The organism is Streptomyces sp. RB17, from assembly GCF_009604455.1.
Lineage (GTDB): Bacteria > Actinomycetota > Actinomycetes > Streptomycetales > Streptomycetaceae > Streptomyces.
Genome location: NZ_WEGL01000001.1, coordinates 1,010,906 through 1,027,117 on the forward strand (window position 1 = coordinate 1,010,906; position 16,212 = coordinate 1,027,117).

The 16,212-nt window shown below is 72.5% G+C and carries 12 protein-coding genes; 3 read left to right on the top strand and 9 right to left on the bottom strand.

Annotation, left to right across the window (positions count from 1 at the left end; translation table 11 throughout):
• Positions 1-42 precede the first annotated feature (42 nt).
• Positions 43-939 (bottom strand): TIGR01777 family oxidoreductase, encoded by an 897-nt coding sequence (locus tag SRB17_RS04680; RefSeq protein ID WP_153534782.1) that lies wholly within the window; start codon positions 937-939, stop codon positions 43-45.
• 632 nt (positions 940-1,571) lie between these two features.
• On the opposite strand from SRB17_RS04680, the gene SRB17_RS04685 reads away from it, so the two are divergent.
• Positions 1,572-2,051 carry a GNAT family N-acetyltransferase gene (locus SRB17_RS04685; RefSeq protein WP_153534784.1) on the top strand — a complete coding sequence of 160 codons (480 nt, stop codon included), beginning with the start codon at positions 1,572-1,574 and terminating at the stop codon, positions 2,049-2,051.
• Positions 2,052-2,054: 3 nt separating this feature from the next.
• Here the strand turns inward: SRB17_RS04685 and SRB17_RS04690 are convergent, their stop codons facing one another.
• Positions 2,055-3,239: a MarP family serine protease gene (locus SRB17_RS04690; protein ID WP_323374973.1), complete on the bottom strand. Its 1,185-nt coding sequence runs from the start codon at positions 3,237-3,239 to the stop codon at positions 2,055-2,057.
• A gap of 625 nt (positions 3,240-3,864) precedes the next feature.
• Here SRB17_RS04690 and SRB17_RS04695 point away from each other — a divergent pair.
• Positions 3,865-4,632 carry a peptidoglycan recognition protein gene (locus SRB17_RS04695; protein ID WP_153535778.1) on the top strand — a complete coding sequence of 256 codons (768 nt, stop codon included), beginning with the start codon at positions 3,865-3,867 and terminating at the stop codon, positions 4,630-4,632.
• A 72-nt stretch (positions 4,633-4,704) separates the two neighbouring features.
• Positions 4,705-4,962, top strand: a complete 258-nt coding sequence (locus SRB17_RS04700) for a hypothetical protein (RefSeq protein WP_153534786.1) — start codon at positions 4,705-4,707, stop codon at positions 4,960-4,962.
• Positions 4,963-5,151: 189 nt separating this feature from the next.
• Here the strand turns inward: SRB17_RS04700 and SRB17_RS04705 are convergent, their stop codons facing one another.
• From SRB17_RS04705 to SRB17_RS04735, 7 genes are all read right to left on the bottom strand, one after another.
• On the bottom strand, positions 5,152-5,670 hold the full coding sequence (locus SRB17_RS04705) for a DUF4240 domain-containing protein (RefSeq protein ID WP_153535780.1): 519 nt from the start codon (positions 5,668-5,670) through the stop codon (positions 5,152-5,154).
• A 66-nt stretch (positions 5,671-5,736) separates the two neighbouring features.
• On the bottom strand, positions 5,737-6,780 hold the full coding sequence (locus SRB17_RS04710) for a helix-turn-helix transcriptional regulator (protein ID WP_153534789.1): 1,044 nt from the start codon (positions 6,778-6,780) through the stop codon (positions 5,737-5,739).
• A 92-nt stretch (positions 6,781-6,872) separates the two neighbouring features.
• Entirely contained in the window at positions 6,873-9,575 is a 2,703-nt protein-coding gene (aceE, locus tag SRB17_RS04715) for a pyruvate dehydrogenase (acetyl-transferring), homodimeric type (protein WP_153534791.1), read from the bottom strand.
• Positions 9,576-9,856: 281 nt separating this feature from the next.
• A complete protein-coding gene (locus SRB17_RS04720) occupies positions 9,857-10,480 on the bottom strand; it encodes a GntR family transcriptional regulator (RefSeq protein ID WP_153534793.1) in 624 nt (207 codons plus the stop codon).
• Positions 10,481-10,738: 258 nt separating this feature from the next.
• Positions 10,739-12,550, bottom strand: a complete 1,812-nt coding sequence (gene sucB / locus SRB17_RS04725) for a 2-oxoglutarate dehydrogenase, E2 component, dihydrolipoamide succinyltransferase (protein ID WP_153534795.1) — start codon at positions 12,548-12,550, stop codon at positions 10,739-10,741.
• A 61-nt stretch (positions 12,551-12,611) separates the two neighbouring features.
• Positions 12,612-14,000 (bottom strand): dihydrolipoyl dehydrogenase, encoded by a 1,389-nt coding sequence (gene lpdA / locus SRB17_RS04730; RefSeq protein ID WP_323374974.1) that lies wholly within the window; start codon positions 13,998-14,000, stop codon positions 12,612-12,614.
• A 294-nt stretch (positions 14,001-14,294) separates the two neighbouring features.
• A complete protein-coding gene (locus tag SRB17_RS04735; RefSeq protein WP_323374975.1) occupies positions 14,295-15,845 on the bottom strand; it encodes a leucyl aminopeptidase in 1,551 nt (516 codons plus the stop codon).
• Between the last annotated feature and the right edge of the window lie 367 nt (positions 15,846-16,212).

Below are 16,212 nucleotides of genomic sequence, written 5' to 3' on the forward strand. Positions count from 1 at the left end.
TCGCCGGTGTTGCAGCCGAACCGGGCGCAGCCTGGAGCCGGCTCACCCCGCGGAGCGGATCGCCTCCTCGATCCCCGGGAACGCGAACCGGAACCCCGACTCCAACAGCCGCTTCGGCACCACCCGTTGGCTGCCCAGCACATCCCCGGCCATCTCACCCAGCACCGCCCGCAGCACCGGCGCCGGCACCGCGAACGGGGCCGGCCGGTGCAGCACCCGGGCCATCGCCGCCGTGATCTCACGGTTCGTCAGAGGCTGCGGGGACGTCAGGTTGAACGGCCCGGAAAGGGTGTCGTCGTCGATGAGATGGCGGATCGCGGCGACCTCGTCGTGCAGCGCGATGTACGACCAGTACTGCCGCCCGTCGCCCAGCCGCCCCCCGAGCCCGGCCCGGAACAACGGGAACAGCCGCCCCCAGGCCCCGCCGCCCCGCGCCACCACCAGGCCGGTGCGCGGGAACACCGTCCGCACGCCCGCCTCCTGCGCGGGCGCCGCCGCCTCCTCCCACTCCACGCACAGCGAGGGCAGGAACCCGTCGCCCGGCGGCGCCTCCTCGTCCACCGCCCGGTCGCCGGTGTCGCCGTAGATGCCGATCGCGCTGCCGCTGACGAAGACCCGGGGCGGCTCGGGGAGCGCGGCCACCGCTTCCGCCAGCGCGGCGGTGCCCAGCACCCGGCTGTCCCGCAGCAGCCGCTTGTACGACGGCGTCCAGCGCCGGTCGCCGATCCCGGCCCCGGCCAGGTTCACCACCACGGCACAGCTGATCAACCCGCCCGCGTCGACGTACTGGCCCTCGGGGTCCCAGCAGACCTCCTCCGGCCCCGCGGCCGCCCGGCGCACCAGACGAACCACCTCGTGCCCGTCCGCGGTCAGAGACCGCACCAGGGCGCTGCCGATGAGCCCGGACGCACCGGCCACCGCGATACGAAGACGTTCCATGCCCCCAGCATGACCGCCCGCCCCACCTGCCATGCCCCGCCACGACGGCCCGGCGGGCACGCGGTGCGTCTGGCACGGCGGTACGGCCCACGCGCTGTGCCCCCGGCGCGTGGGGTGCGTCACGCTCGGCGTGTCTCTGGCGCGACTGTGCGGCGCGCACGCGGTGCGTTCGGCGCGGAGCGTGTGGCGGCCACGCGGTGCCTCCGTCGCGGAGCGTGCGGCGCGCACGCGGTGCCTCTGGGGCGGCGGTACGGCTCCCGCGCTGTGTCTCTGGCGCGTGGGTGCGTCACGCACGATGTGCCCTCGGCCGGACAGTGCGGCGCGCACGCGGTGCGTCTGGGGCGGCGGTACGGCTCACGCGCTGTGCCCCCGGCGCGTGGGGTGCGTCACGCTCGGCGTGTCTCTGGCGCGACTGTGCGGCGCGCACGACGTGCCTCCGGCCCCGGCGGTACGGCCCACGCGTCGTCCCTCCGGCCGAGGGTGCGGCGCGCGCCCAACCTGTCTCTGGCGCGAACCGTGCGGCCCGCACGTCATGTCCTCGGCCGAACCCGCGCAGCCCGTGGAAAGCCCAGTGAGGGTTCCGTTCGGAATCGTGGTGGGACGTCGTGGGCCGGCGCCGTAGGGTGATCGTCATGGCCGAGCCGTTCATACGCATCGCCGTGCCCGACGACGAAGAGGAGCTGGCCCTCCTCGACCGGTCCAGCTGGTCCACCGTGCACGCGGTGTCGCCCCCGCCGGAGGGGCCGTTCTTCGACGAGCGCCATGCCCCGGAGGACTACCTGGTCGCCGAGGCGGACGGGCGGATCGTCGGCTATGTCCGTGTCGGCCGCCCGACCCCGCTCACCTCCAACGCGCACGTCCTGCAGATCCAGGGCCTCGCCGTCGCCGAGGAGGCGCGCGGCCGCGGCCTCGGGCGCGCGCTGATCCGGGCCGCCGTCGAGGAGGCTCGCGGGCGTGGTGCACGGCGGCTGAGCCTGCGCGTCCTCGGACACAACGCCCCGGCCCGCGCGCTGTACGAGTCCGAGGGGTTCGCCGTCGAGGGAGTGCAGCCCGAGGAGTTCCTCCTCGACGGCGCCTACGTCGACGACGTGCTCATGGGCCGGCGCCTGTGACCGTCAGGAGCTGACCAGCTGGCCCGTGTTCACCGCCACCGTAGCCCCGGACGCGCGCCGGGCGTCGCCCGCCACCTCGTCCGCCGTCAGCGCATACCCCGTCTCGGCGTCCGAGGTGGAGCGCGCGAAGACCACGCCGAACACCTTGCCGTCCGTGGTCAGCAGCGGCCCGCCGGAGTTGCCCGGCCGGACTGTGGAGCGGATCGAATAGATGTCCCGGGTGACCGTGCCGTCGTTGTAGATGTTCTGGCCGATCGCCCGCACCCGGCTCGCCACGGTCGCCGCCTGCAGGTTCAGGCCGCCGTCCTGCGGATAGCCCGCGACCACCGCCGAGTCCCCGCGGGTCGCGCTGGTGTCGAAGTGCAGCACCGGGGCGCGCAGCCCGGACACATACAGCACCGCCACGTCCCGGTCGGGGTCGAAGAGCACCACCCGGGCCGGGTACGACCGCCCGACGCCACCGATCCGCACGCTCGGGTGGTCGATGCCCGCCACCACGTGCGCGTTGGTCATCACACGCTGTGCGGCGAAGACGAAACCGCTGCCCTCGCGGCCCTCGTTGCCCGAGGCGCCCTCGATCTTCACCGTGCTCAGCTTCGCGGCGCTCGTCGCGGCCGGTGTGACGCTGTCGCCGGAGGGGCGGGCCACCCGGGCCGTCGACTCGTTCTCGAACGGGTTGAAGACCTGCGGGAAGCCCGCCTCGGTCAGCGCCGACGTGGCCCGCGAGAACCACGCGGGCGTGGTGTCCGGCATCGCGTCCTGCACCGCGCCCAGCAGCGTCGAGTTCCGTATCGCCGAGTTCAGCGTCTGCGACGGGGCCGCCCCCAGCACGCTCGCCGCCACCCAGGCCACGATCAGCACCGCGGCCGCGTTCGCCCCCGCGCCCCCCATCCCGTCCAGCACCCGCAGCGGGCCCCGGTCCAGTTCCCCGCGCAGCCGCAGCGCCAGCCGGCCCGCCAGTTCGTGCCCCACCACCGCGGGCACCAGCACCGTCACCACCGCGAGTGCCGTCGCCTGCGTCGTGCCGCGCTCCACCAGGCCGGTCACCCAGGGGAGCACCCACACGCCGACGACGGCACCGCCGACGAACCCGGCCAGCGAGACACAGCCGGCCACCAGCCCGCGCCGGTAACCGGACGCCGCGTAGACGAGCATCACCAGCACAAGCACCAGGTCGAGCAGGTCCACGGAGCCGCCTTTCTCTCGGACCCCTCAGTACGGACGGGACGGGTCCGGTGATCAGTCACCCACACAAGGGCACGGCCACCGGACGGCGAACCGGCCACGTCTGTATGTACCCCCAGAAACGTCCTGGACCGGGATGATGGTTCCGCCAGGTGGCAGAGTGCACATCGCGGGCGCGACCCGGCCGCCCGACAGTGGGACCATGCACGCCGTCCGAAGAACACGGGAGACACCGGGGGACCCACAGACCCCGGGAACGCTGGACATGCCGGAGACCGGCGCGACGCCGGAGGCCCGGGGCATATCGGAGACCGCCGGTGCCGAGCGGGCGCCGGACACGCAGGAACTGCCGGAGGAGACCGCCGGGCCGCCGGGCACGTCGGAGCCGACGGAGACCGCCGGGACGTCGCGGAGGACCGAGACGCCGGAGACCTCCCAGGCCCGGCCTGCGCCGGGGATACGGAGACTTCTGGGCCTCCTGAGACGCGGGCGACAAAAACCGGCCGAACCGGGGACGGCGCAGATACCTCCCGCGGAGACCGAGGACACGCTCGACACCCCCCAGAAGCCAGGACCGCCGCAGCCGCCGAGGACCTGGCGCCGGTCCGCCCGGCGGATATCCCCGGCCCTGCTGGTGCTGCTCGGCTGTCTGCCCGGGCTGGTGGCCGCCTTCGTGCTCGCCCTGTGCGCCCGCGGCGCCGAGCGCTCCGCCGCGGCCCGCTTCGACCGGCCGGTCCCGGTTCGCCCGGCCACCCATCGCGCCCCGCGGCCGCACATCCTGCCCCGCTCCGTGTGGCTGGGCACTGCGGGGCGCACTCAGCCGCCGCCGCGCTACGACGACAAGGTGGTCGCCGTCTTCCTGCACCACACCGACTCGCCGAACGCGTACGACTGCGCCGCCGCGCCGGAGATCATCCGCCGCCTGTACGCCGGCCAGATCGGCGCCCGGAAGTGGGACGACATCGGCTACAACTTCATCGTCGACCGCTGCGGCACCATCTACGAAGGCCGCGCCGGAGGCACCGACCGGCCCGTCACCGGAGCCCACACCCAGGGCTTCAACCACCGCTCCGCCGGCATCGCCGCCCTCGGCACCTTCACCGCGGGCGCGACGGTGCCGAAGGCCATGACCGACGCGATCGCCGCTCTGGCCGCCTGGAAACTCGGCCTCGCCGACGTCGACCCGCGCTCGCTGGTCCACCTGGTCTCCAGCAACAGCCTGAGCCGCTACAAGGCCGGCACCACCGCCCTGCTGCCCGCCCTGGCAGGCCACATGGACGGCTTCATGACCAGCTGCCCCGGCGCCGCCCTCACCGCCCGCCTCCCCGAGATCAGGGAGAAGGCCGCTCGCCTGCAGGGCCGGTCCGTCACGGCACGGCTCATAGCGATTCCGTAGGGAGCACGCAGCCCGCTCCGAGCCGCGCGCCCTACGGTCGAGGACATCACGAGCCGACTGGAGGCGGGGATCATGAACAGCAGTCGTACGGGTGAAAAGACCACGGCCGAGGGCACCGCCGAGAGCACGGAGCGGGCGCACCGGAAGCGGACCGCGCGCGGGCCCTGGGCGGTGCTCTGCGCGGTCGCGACCGTCGTCCTCGGCCCGGCCGCGGCCACCGCGTCCGCCCTCGGCCAGGCCAACGCCGCGCCGCTGCACCACGCGGTGCGGGCCGACCAGCCGCAGGCCTACCTGCCGGCCGACAGCCTCCGCAGGCGTACGGCCGGCTGAGCCGGAGCGGGCTAGGCCCTGTCGTCAAACTCCCTCCTGCCCCGCGACGCCATGCACGCACTCTCGCCGCACCGGACCCAGGCCCAAGTACATCCAAGTACGAGGGCCAGGGTCCGGCACGCCGAGAGCACGCACCTGACGCCGCAGGGCCCGCCCTTCGGGCGGACGGCTGGAGTTTGACGACAGGGCCTAGTCCCGGAAGCGGTCCCACAGCCGGGGGAACCGTGCGGCGAGCGCCCGCTCGTTCTCGAAGTCCACCGGCGAGCCCTCCGGTTCGACGGGTGCCGGGGCGATGCCCAGATCGGGCGCGACGGTGCCGGTCAGCTGCTCGTAGGCCTCGTCCGCCGCGTAGCCCAGCTCCTCGCCGTCGCCGTCGATCTCCTCGTCGAACTCGCCGAGCAGCTCCGCCAGCGCGTCGGGATCGTGCAGGGCGCCCTCGTAGACCTCCCGGCCCTGGCCGATCAGCCAGCACCGGAAGAAGTCGAACGCGTCGTCGCTGGCCCCGTCCAGCAGCACCCAGGCGGCGCCCCACAGGTCCCAGCGGTAGGCGCGGTTGTAGCGGGCCTCGAAGTGACGGGCGAAGTCCAGCACCAGGTCGGGGTCCAGCTGGAGCAGCCGGTCCACGAGTACGTCGGCCTGTTCCTCGGGGTCACCCTCGGCGGCCTCGCGGGCGGCGTCGATCAGCTCCCAGAACTCCGTCTCGTCCATCACGCCACCAGCATCGGGCTTCCACCGGTGGGGCGCACGCGGAGTGCGCCGGAGTACGGCGGATCGTTATCCGGCCCGTCGTTCGGCGTCCGTACGGCCGGGCCGGCGCGGGCCGCCGTACAGCTCGGCCAGTCGCGCCGCGTCCGCCGCGAACCGCTCCCGCAGACCCTGCGGGGCCAGCACCTCCGCCTCCGCGCCGAGCGCCGTCAGCTGCGTGTGCGCGACCTCCTCGGACTCCACCGGCAGCGTCACCGTCACCCAGCCGGCCCCGTCCGGCTCGCCTGCGCCGCTCAGCGCCGCACGGGCCGCCGGCGGATCGACGGCGTACCGCAGCAGGCGCACCCCCTCCGGGGACAGCCGTACGACGACCTCGGCGCGCAGGATCGAGCGCGCGAACCGCTCGGCCTGCTCGGCCCAGTGGCCGGGCAGATCGAAGTCCGGGTCACGGGTGAAGCGTTCCTCCAGGGCTTCCACGGCCTTGAACCGGTCGATCCGGTAGGTGCGGTAGGGGCGGTAGGTCCGGCCGGTCCTGGAGGAGTCGCCGTCGGCGACCCGCGCGCACAGGTACCAGACACCCGCCTTCAGCACGAGCCCGTACGGCTCCAGCACCCGCTGCACCTCGTCCTCGCCGCGCCGGTAGCGGGCGGTGACGCGGCGGTCGTCCCACACCGCCTCCGCGACCGCCGGCAGCAGCGCGGGTGTCTCCGGCTCCCGGAACCAGGCCGGCGCGTCCAGATGGAACCGCTGGGCGGCGCTGTCCGGGGCGTCCCGGAGGGACGGCAACAGCGCCGCGGACACCTTCAGCCGGGCCGCGGAGGCGGCGTCCGCCAGCCCCATCTCCCGCAGCGCCCCCGGCACCCCGCTCAGGAACAGGGCCTCCGCCTCGCTCCTGGCCAGCCCCGTCAGCCGCGTCCGGTATCCGCCGACCAACCGGTAGCCGCCGGCCCGCCCCCGGTCCGCGTACACCGGCACGCCCGCCTCCGACAGCGCCTGCGCGTCCCGGGTGACCGTCCGCTCCGACACCTGCAGCTCCCGCGCGAGTTCGGCGGCGGTCATGGTCTGCCGGGACTGGAGAAGGAGCACCATCTGGATGAGCCGGGCCGCACGCATGCGTTCATGATGCCGGGGGCCACTGACAGAAGAAGGGGTACGGCAGGACGCCGTACCCCTTCCTCCAGGGCCTCGGTGGCAGGCCCCGGTGCTTACAGCCCGTACTTCTCGCGTGCTTCCTTCACGGCCGTCGCCTTCACCTCGCCGCGCTTGGCGAGGTGGGCCAGGGCCGCGACGACGATCGACCGGGCGTCGACGCCGAAGTGGCGGCGGGCGGCGTCACGGGTGTCCGACAGGCCGAAGCCGTCGGCGCCCAGGGAGGACCAGTCCTGTTCCACCCACTGCGCGATCTGGTCGGGAACCTGGCGCATGTAGTCGGAGACGGCCAGCACCGGACCCTCGGCACCCTGCAGCGCCTGGCGGACGTACGGCACCCGCTCCTCGCCGCGCAGGAGGGCGGCGTCCGCCTCCATGGCGTCGCGGCGCAGCTCGGTCCAGGAGGTCGCCGACCAGACGTCGGCCGCGACACCCCACTCGTCGGCGAGCAGCTTCTGCGCCTCAAGGGCCCAGTGGATCGCCGTACCGGAGCCCAGCAGCTGGATGCGCGGGGCGTTGGCGGCCGGGGACAGGCCCGCCGACTCCGCCGTGTTGAAGCGGTACAGGCCCTTGACGATGCCCTCGTCGATGCCGAGGCCGGCCGGCTTGGCCGGCTGCGGCAGCGGCTCGTTGTAGACCGTCAGGTAGTAGAAGACGTTCTGGTCCTCGCCCGGCTTGGCCTCGCCGTACATCCGGCGCAGACCCTCACGGACGATCACCGCGATCTCGTAGGCGAACGCGGGGTCGTACGTCAGCGCGGCCGGGTTGGTCGCGGCGATGACCGGGGAGTGGCCGTCGGCGTGCTGCAGGCCCTCGCCCGTCAGGGTCGTACGGCCCGCCGTCGCGCCGACGAGGAAGCCGCGGCCGAGCTGGTCGCCGAGCTGCCACATCTGGTCGGCGGTGCGCTGCCAGCCGAACATCGAGTAGAAGATGTAGAACGGGATCATCGCCTCGCCGTGCGTCGCGTACGCGCTGGACGCGGCGATGAAGTCGGCCATCGAACCGGCCTCGGTGATCCCCTCGTTGAGGATCTGGCCGTTCTTGGCCTCCTTGTAGTACATCAGCTGGTCGCGGTCGACCGGCTCGTACGTCTGGCCCTTGGGGGAGTAGATCCCGAGGGACGGGAACAGCGACTCCATGCCGAAGGTGCGCGCCTCGTCGGGGACGATCGGCACCCAGCGCTTGCCCGTCTCCTTGTCGCGGACCAGGTCCTTGACCAGGCGGACGAAGGCCATCGTGGTGGCCACGTTCTGCGAGCCGGAGCCCTTGTCGAAGGCGGCGAACGCCTTCTCCGCCGGGGCCGGCAGCGGGGCCAGCGCGTGCGTGCGGCGGGCCGGGGCCAGGCCGCCGAGGGCCGCGCGGCGCTCCTGGAGGTAGCGGACCTCGGGGGAGTCGGCGCCGGGGTGGCCGTAGGGGACCACGCCGTCGGCGAAGTCGCTGTCCTTGATCGGCAGCTCGAGCAGGTCGCGCATCGCCTTGAACTCGTCCACCGTCAGCTTCTTCATCTGGTGGTTGGCGTTCTTCGACGCGAAGCCCTCGCCGAGGGTGTGGCCCTTGACCGTCTGGGCCAGGATCACGGTCGGCGCGCCCTTGTGCTCGACGGCGGCCTTGTACGCGGCGTAGACCTTGCGGGCCTCGTGACCGCCGCGCGAGAGGTGGAAGCACTCGAGGATCTTGTCGTCGCTCAGCAGCTTCGCCATCTCGGCGAGCGCCGGGTCCTTGCCGAAGAAGTCGGCGCGGATGTAGGCGGCGTCGCGGGTCTGGTACGTCTGGATCTGCGCGTCCGGTACCTCGCGCAGGCGGCGTACGAGCGCGCCCGTGGTGTCGAGGGCGAACAGCTCGTCCCAGGCGGAGCCCCACAGCGTCTTGACGACGTTCCAGCCGGCGCCGCGGAACTGGGCCTCCAGCTCCTGCACGATCTTGAAGTTGGCGCGCACCGGGCCGTCGAGGCGCTGCAGGTTGCAGTTGATGACGAAGGTGAGGTTGTCCAGCTCCTCACGGGCGGCGAGCGCGAGGGCCGCCGTCGACTCCGGCTCGTCCATCTCGCCGTCGCCCAGGAAGGCCCAGACGTGGGAGGCGGAGACGTCCTTGATGCCGCGGTTGGTGAGGTAGCGGTTGAAGCGCGCCTGGTAGATCGCGGAGAGCGGGCCGAGACCCATCGACACCGTCGGGAACTCCCACAGCCAGGGCAGGCGGCGCGGGTGCGGGTACGACGGCAGGCCGTTGCCGCCGGCCTCCTGGCGGAAGTTGTCCAGGTGCGCCTCGTTCAGGCGGCCGTCGAGGAAGGCGCGGGCGTAGATGCCGGGGGAGGCGTGGCCCTGGATGTACAGCTGGTCGCCGGAGCCATCGCCTTCCTTGCCCTTGAAGAAGTGGTTGAAGCCGGTCTCGTAGAGCCAGGCCGCGGAGGCGAAGGTGGCGATGTGCCCGCCGACGCCGTGCTTGCTGCCCCGGGTCACCATCGCGGCCGCGTTCCAGCGGTTCCAGGCGGTGATCCGGGCCTCCATCTCCGGGTCGCCGGGCAGGGCCGGCTCGGCGGAGGTGGGGATGGTGTTGACGTAGTCGGTCTCGAGGAGCTTCGGCAGCGCGATGCCGCCCGCCTCGGCGCGTTCCAGCGTGCGGCGCATCAGGTATGCGGCGCGGTGCGGCCCGGCCTCCCTAGCGACGGCGTCGAGGGAGGCCTGCCATTCGGCGGTCTCCTCCGGGTCGCGGTCCGGGAGCTGGTCGAGCGCGCTCGGCTGGATGGCGTTGGGGTCGGTCATGTCGCCGCCTTCCTCAGTCGAAGGGGGTTCCCTCATCGGTAAGGGTTCGGGGGTGCCCTAGGTCTTTGGCAGGACAGGGCTGGGACTTCGGTGGAAGTCCGTCGGCGACTGTAACTCCCTGATCGATGATCGATCAAAGGGTTGAGGCCGAAAACTCCTCGATTGCCAGAAAGTCGGCACGCGGTGCCTTGGGTGATGGCACCGGGTGACGCCGAATGGCCTTGTTTTCGCAGGTGGGGCGGCGTTTGAGCGGGGGTCCGCTCGACTGAACCAAGCGGGTGTCAAGCCCGCGGGGCGCAGCCCAGGACGTGCGCTTTCACGATCTCCGGGATGCGGGGGTCCCGCCTCTTGAAGGCGGCCACCAGCTCCTCGTGCTCCTCCGCGTACGACTGCTGGACCGTGCCCAGCCAGCGGATGGACAGCGCCGTGAAGACCTCGATGCCCAGGCCCTCCCAGGTGTGCAGCAGCACCGAGTTGTGCGCGGCGCGCACGAGTTCGCGGTGGAAGCCGACGGTGTGGCGGACCTGGGCGGTGCCGTCGGCCTTGCGGTCGGCCTCGTACAGGGCCAGGACGTGGGGCTCCAGGGCCGAGCAGTCCTCGGCGAGGCGGGCGGCCGCCAGCTCCGCGGCGATGGCCTCCAGGCCGGCCCGGACGGGGTAGCTCTCCTCCAGGTCGGCCGCGGTCAGGTTCCGTACCCGGACGCCCTTGTTCGGTGCGGACTCGATCAGCCGGAGGGACTCCAGCTCCCGCAGGGCCTCGCGGACCGGGGTCTGGCTGACCTCCAGCTCGGTGGCGATCCGGCGCTCCACGATCCGCTCGCCCGGCTGCCAGCGCCCGCTGACGATTCCCTCCACGATGTGCTCGCGGATCTGTTCGCGCAGCGAGTGGACGACGGGCGCGGTCATGGGGGCTCCTTAGGGAGGGCTGACGTTTAGACAATAAGGCCGGTTCGCTCCGCGGGTAGGGCGCGTGGGGTGCTTTCGTGCAGGTGAGACGAGGCGCACATGGACTTTGTGGCGCATTCCAGCTCGGTCTCGTCCGTGTTCGGGCGGGTGCGGGCGTCTGTGGCTGGTCGCGCAGTTCCCCGCGCCCCTGAAGAGCGATGCCCTTGCCCGGGACTTTCCAGGCAAGGGCACCGATGTGCTGCGCAGGCTGACCGGCGATTACAGGCCGAGCTCGACCTCGAACTCGCCCGCCTCCAGGATGGCCTTGACGGCCGTCAGGTAACGGGCCGCGTCGGCGCCGTCGACCAGGCGGTGGTCGTAGGAGAGGGTCAGGTAGGTCATGTCGCGGACGCCGATGACCGTGCCCTCCTCGGTCTCGATGACGGCCGGGCGCTTGACCGTGGCACCGATGCCGAGGATCGCGACCTGGCCCGGCGGCACGATGATCGTGTCGAACAGCGCGCCGCGCGAACCGGTGTTGGAGATGGTGAAGGTCGCGCCGGACAGCTCGTCCGGGGTGATCTTGTTGGCGCGGACCTTGCCCGCCAGCTCCGCCGTGGCCTTGGCGATGCCCGCGATGTTGAGGTCGCCGGCGTGCTTGATGACCGGGGTCATCAGGCCCTTCTCGGAGTCCACCGCGATACCGACGTTCTCGGTGTCGAAGTAGGTGATGGTGCCGTCGGCCTCGTTGATCTTGGCGTTGATGACCGGGTGGGCCTTCAGCGCCTGGGCCGCCGCCTTCACGAAGAACGGCATCGGGGAGAGCTTGACGCCCTCGCGCGCGGCGAAGGAGTCCTTGGCCTGGGCGCGCAGCCGCATCAGACGGGTGACGTCGACCTCGACGACCGACGACAGCTGGGCCTGCTCGTGCAGCGCCTTGACCATGTTGTCGCCGATGACCTTGCGGATGCGGGTCATCTTGACGGTCTGGCCACGCAGCGGGGAGACCTCCAGGGCCGGGGCCTTCTTCGCAGCGGCGGCGGCCGGAGCGGCGGCGGGCGCCGGGGCGACGGCGGCCTTCGCGGCCTCGGCGGCGGCGATGACGTCCTGCTTGCGGATACGGCCGCCGACGCCGGTGCCCTTGACGGTGGCCAGGTCGACGCCATTCTCGGCGGCGAGCTTGCGCACCAGCGGGGTGACGTAGGCGCCCTCGTCCGTCGCCTGGGTGGCGGTCGGGTGGGTCGGCGCGGTGGCCGGGGTGACCGGGGCCGGGGCGGGCGCCGGAGCCGCGGGCTGGGCCGGGGCCGGGGCGGCAGCGGCGGGCGCGGCCGGAGCGGCGGGGGCCGGAGCCGGGGCGGCGGGCGCTGCCGGGGCGGCCGGAGCCGGAGCCGGAGCCGGAGCCGGAGCCGGGGCAGCGGCGGCGGGGGCCGGGGCGGCCGGAGCCGGAGCGGCGGCCGGGGCGGCACCGGGGGCACCGATGACGGCGAGCTTGGCGCCGACCTCGGCGGACTCGTCCTCGTTCACCACGATCTCCAGCAGCACGCCGGAGGCGGGCGCCGGGATCTCGGTGTCGACCTTGTCCGTGGAGACCTCGAGCAGCGGCTCGTCGGCCTCGACGGAGTCACCGACCGACTTCAGCCAGCGGGTGACGGTGCCCTCGGTGACGGACTCACCGAGCGCGGGCAGGACCACGTCCGTGCCCTGGGCGCCGCCGGCAGGGGCGGCGGCCGGAGCGGCGGCGGGGGCCGGAGCGGCCGCCGCCTCGGCGACCGGGGCCGGGGCGACCGGGGCCGGGGCGGCCGGAGCCGGAGCGGCCTCGGCGGCGGGGGCCGGGGCGGCCGCGGGGGCGCCGGTGCCGTCGTCGATGACGGCCAGCTCGGCGCCGACCTCGACCGTCTCGTCCTCGGCGACCTTGATGGAGGACAGCACACCGGAGACGGGCGAGGGGATCTCGGTGTCGACCTTGTCGGTCGACACCTCGAGCAGCGGCTCGTCGGCCTCGACGCGCTCGCCCTCGGCCTTCAGCCAGCGGGTGACTGTGCCCTCTGTGACGCTCTCACCGAGCGCCGGAAGGGTTACGGAAACCGCCATGGTTTCGGTTGCTCCTTACGAATTGCGGAAGTCTGTGTCGTCGCGCCCGTGGACCGAAGGCTCAGTCGTGGGAGTGCAGGGGCTTGCCGGCCAGGGCCAGGTGGGCCTCGCCGAGCGCCTCGTTCTGCGTCGGGTGGGCGTGGATGAGCTGGGCGACCTCGGCCGGCAGCGCCTCCCAGTTGTAGATCAGCTGGGCCTCGCCGACCTGCTCACCCATGCGGTCGCCGACCATGTGGACGCCGACCACGGCACCGTCCTTGACCTGGACGAGCTTGATCTCGCCCGCGGTCTTCAGGATCTTGCTCTTGCCGTTGCCCGCCAGGTTGTACTTCAGAGCGACGACCTTGTCCGCGCCGTAGATCTCCTTGGCCTTGGCCTCGGAGATACCGACGGAGGCGACCTCCGGGTGGCAGTACGTCACCCGCGGGACACCGTCGTAGTCGATCGGAACGACCTTCAGACCGGCCAGACGCTCCGCCACCAGGATGCCCTCGGCGAAGCCGACGTGCGCGAGCTGGAGCGTCGGGACGAGGTCGCCGACGGCGGAGATGGTCGGAACGTTGGTCCGCATGTACTCGTCGACGAGGACGTAACCGCGGTCCATGGCGACCCCGGCCTCCTCGTAGCCCAGGCCCTGCGAGACCGGGCCGCGGCCGACGGCGACGAGGAGGACCTCGGCCTCGAACTCCTTGCCGTCCGCCAGGGTGACCTTCACGCCGTCCTGGGTGTACTCGGCCTTCTGGAAGAAGGTGCCGAGGTTGAACTTGATGCCGCGCTTGCGGAACGCGCGCTCGAGAAGCTTCGAGGAGTTCTCGTCCTCGACCGGGACGAGGTGCTTCAGGCCCTCGATGACCGTGACGTCCGAGCCGAAGGACTTCCACGCCGAGGCGAACTCGACGCCGATGACACCGCCGCCCAGGATGATCGCGGACTTCGGCACGCGGTCCAGGACGAGGGCGTGGTCGGAGGAGATGATCCGGTTGCCGTCGATCTCCAGGCCCGGCAGCGACTTCGGCACGGAGCCGGTCGCCAGCAGGACGTGGCGGCCCTGGATGCGCTGGCCGTTCACGTCGACGGAGGTGGGGGAGGACAGGCGACCCGCACCCTCGATGTACGTCACCTTGCGGGACGCGATGAGACCCTGCAGACCCTTGTACAGGCCCGAGATCACGTCGTCCTTGTACTTGTGGACGGCCGGGACGTCGATGCCCTCGAAGGTCGCCTTGACACCGAACTGCTCGCTCTCGCGGGCCTGGTCGGCGATCTCGCCCGCGTGGAGCAGGGCCTTGGTGGGGATGCAACCCCGGTGCAGGCAGGTGCCGCCGACCTTGTCCTTCTCGATCAGGGCGACGTCCAGGCCCAGCTGCGCCCCGCGCAGGGCCGCGGCATAACCACCGCTACCACCGCCGAGGATCACTAGGTCGAAAACGGTGCTGGCGTCGTTCGCCACGTCACGTCCTCCATGCATGTGCGCCTTGCGCCGATCTCCTGTGACCGGCGGGCGGCTGGTGTCCGGCCGCTTGATGCTTCGGCCCTTCGGTGGGGGCCCTGTCCTGCCGGGCTCCATCTTTGCACTTGTTCGAGGCGGACGAGACGCCGGGCTGGAGTGTGAGACACCCCACGTACCGGCGCCCCGAAGGGGCGCGGGGCCGTATTCGACATGCGGCTCCGCCGCGTGGGCGCGACCGGCCCCCACGCGGCGAGCTGCGGGACAATCAGCCGAACCGGGCTGTCGGGCGACCCGTTATCCCAGGTCACCCGCGGCCGTGAGCTCAGCCAGACGGACCAGCGTCCGTACCGCGGAACCCGTGCCTCCCTTGGGCGTGTACCCGAACGGCCCACCCTCGTTGAACGCCGGGCCGGCGATGTCGAGGTGCGCCCAGGTGATCCCCTCGCCCACGAACTCGCGCAGGAAGAGACCGGCGACCAGGCCGCCGCCCATCCGCTCACCCATGTTCGCGATGTCGGCGACCTGGGACTCCATGCCCTTGCGCAGGTGCTCCGGGAGCGGCATCGGCCAGGCCGGCTCGCCGACCTCCTCCGCCGCCTCGTGCACCGCGGAGCGGAACGCGTCGTCGTTGGCCATGACACCGAACGTCCGGCTGCCGAGGGCCAGCATCATCGCGCCGGTGAGGGTCGCGACGTCCACGATCGCGTCCGGGGTCTCCTGCGAGGCCGCCCACAGCGCGTCCGCGAGCACCAGCCGGCCCTCGGCGTCGGTGTTGAGGACCTCCACCGTCTTGCCGCTGTACATGCGCAGCACGTCACCCGGGCGCACGGCGGAGCCGGACGGCATGTTCTCGGCCAGCGCCAGCCAGCCGGTGACCTTGACCTCCAGGCCGAGACGCGCGGCGGCGACGACGGCGGCGAACACGGCGGCGGCACCGCTCATGTCGCACTTCATCGTCTCGTTGTGCCCGGCCGGCTTCAGCGAGATGCCGCCCGAGTCGTAGGTGATGCCCTTGCCGACGAAGGCGAGGTGCTTGTCCGCCTTCGGGTGGGAGTACGACAGCTTCACCAGGCGCGGCGTGGCCGACGAGCCGCTGCCGACGCCCAGGATGCCGCCGTAGCCGCCCTTGGCCAGGGCCTTGTCGTCGAGCACCTGCACCTTGATGCCGTGCTCCTTCGCCGCGGCCTGCGCGATGCCGGCGAAGTCGGCGGGGGTGAGGTCGTTCGGCGGGGTGTTGATCAGGTCGCGGGCGCGGTTCAGCTCCTCGGCGACGGCGACGGCGCGGGCGACGGCCCCCTTGTGGGCGGCGTCGCGCGGCTTGCCGCCGAGCAGCGCGGCCTCGGCCAGCGGCGCCTTGCCGTTCTTGGCCTTGGCGTCCTTGCCGTTGCCGTTCTCCTTGTAGACGTCGAAGGAGTACGCGCCGAGCAGGATGCCCTCGGCGATCGCGCCGAGGGCGCCGGGGCTGTCGACCGGCAGCGCGAACGCGGCCTTCTTGGAGCCGGCGAGCGCGCGGGCGGCCACGCCGGCGGCCCTGCGCAGCGCCTCGGCGTCGTAGCCCCCGTCGCCCTCGTCCTCGCTCTTGGCGTCCGGCTCCGCGCCGAGGCCGACCGCCACGACGATCGGTGCCTTGAAGCCGGCCGGAGCGGGCAGCTTCGTCAGCTCGCCCTCGGCACCCGAGGCGCCGAGGGTCTCCAGGACGCCGGCCAGCTTGCCGTCGTACGCCTTGTCCACGGCCTCGGCGCCCGGCGTTACCACGGGGCCCTTGGTGCCCTTGGCGACACCGATCACGATCGCGTCGGCCCGCAGGCCGGGCGCCGCTGCGGTGCTGAGAGTCAGAGCAGTCACGGTGGTGAAATCTCGCTTCCGATGTGAAGTTGCTGTGGCCGAAGTGGGGTGGGTCGACCGGGCCCGAGAGCCGACCCTAGGTCCATGCCTGGGCGAAGGTGGCAACCGGGGCCTTCACCCTGTCGGCGAACACCCGGGACGAGACTACGCGCGTGTGCGCGTCCGCTCATTCCTGCGGGCGTTCACCTGTGCGTGGCGTCATGGTCACTTCCGCCGTTGCCGAGAGCGTCGGCTGTTCTCGGTGATCCGGGCATTACGGCCCGGACGGTCCGTCGCATCACCAAAGTGTGAGGGCTTCGAGTGGAGTGCGGTCTCTCACTTCCTCCCGTCGCTGGTGCGGCAGGGTTGCGCGACCTGCCCGCCCCGG

What these genes read in the sequence shown, in the direction of transcription:
- SRB17_RS04680 (WP_153534782.1), bottom strand. Translation starts at nt 939, where the DNA reads ATGGAACGTCTTCGTATCGCGGTGGCCGGTGCGTCCGGGCTCATCGGC.
- SRB17_RS04685 (WP_153534784.1), top strand. Translation starts at nt 1,572, where the DNA reads ATGGCCGAGCCGTTCATACGCATCGCCGTGCCCGACGACGAAGAGGAG.
- SRB17_RS04700 (WP_153534786.1), top strand. Translation starts at nt 4,705, where the DNA reads ATGAACAGCAGTCGTACGGGTGAAAAGACCACGGCCGAGGGCACCGCC.
- SRB17_RS04705 (WP_153535780.1), bottom strand. Translation starts at nt 5,670, where the DNA reads ATGGACGAGACGGAGTTCTGGGAGCTGATCGACGCCGCCCGCGAGGCC.
- SRB17_RS04710 (WP_153534789.1), bottom strand. Translation starts at nt 6,780, where the DNA reads ATGCGTGCGGCCCGGCTCATCCAGATGGTGCTCCTTCTCCAGTCCCGG.
- aceE (WP_153534791.1), bottom strand. Translation starts at nt 9,575, where the DNA reads ATGACCGACCCCAACGCCATCCAGCCGAGCGCGCTCGACCAGCTCCCG.
- SRB17_RS04720 (WP_153534793.1), bottom strand. Translation starts at nt 10,480, where the DNA reads ATGACCGCGCCCGTCGTCCACTCGCTGCGCGAACAGATCCGCGAGCAC.
- sucB (WP_153534795.1), bottom strand. Translation starts at nt 12,550, where the DNA reads ATGGCGGTTTCCGTAACCCTTCCGGCGCTCGGTGAGAGCGTCACAGAG.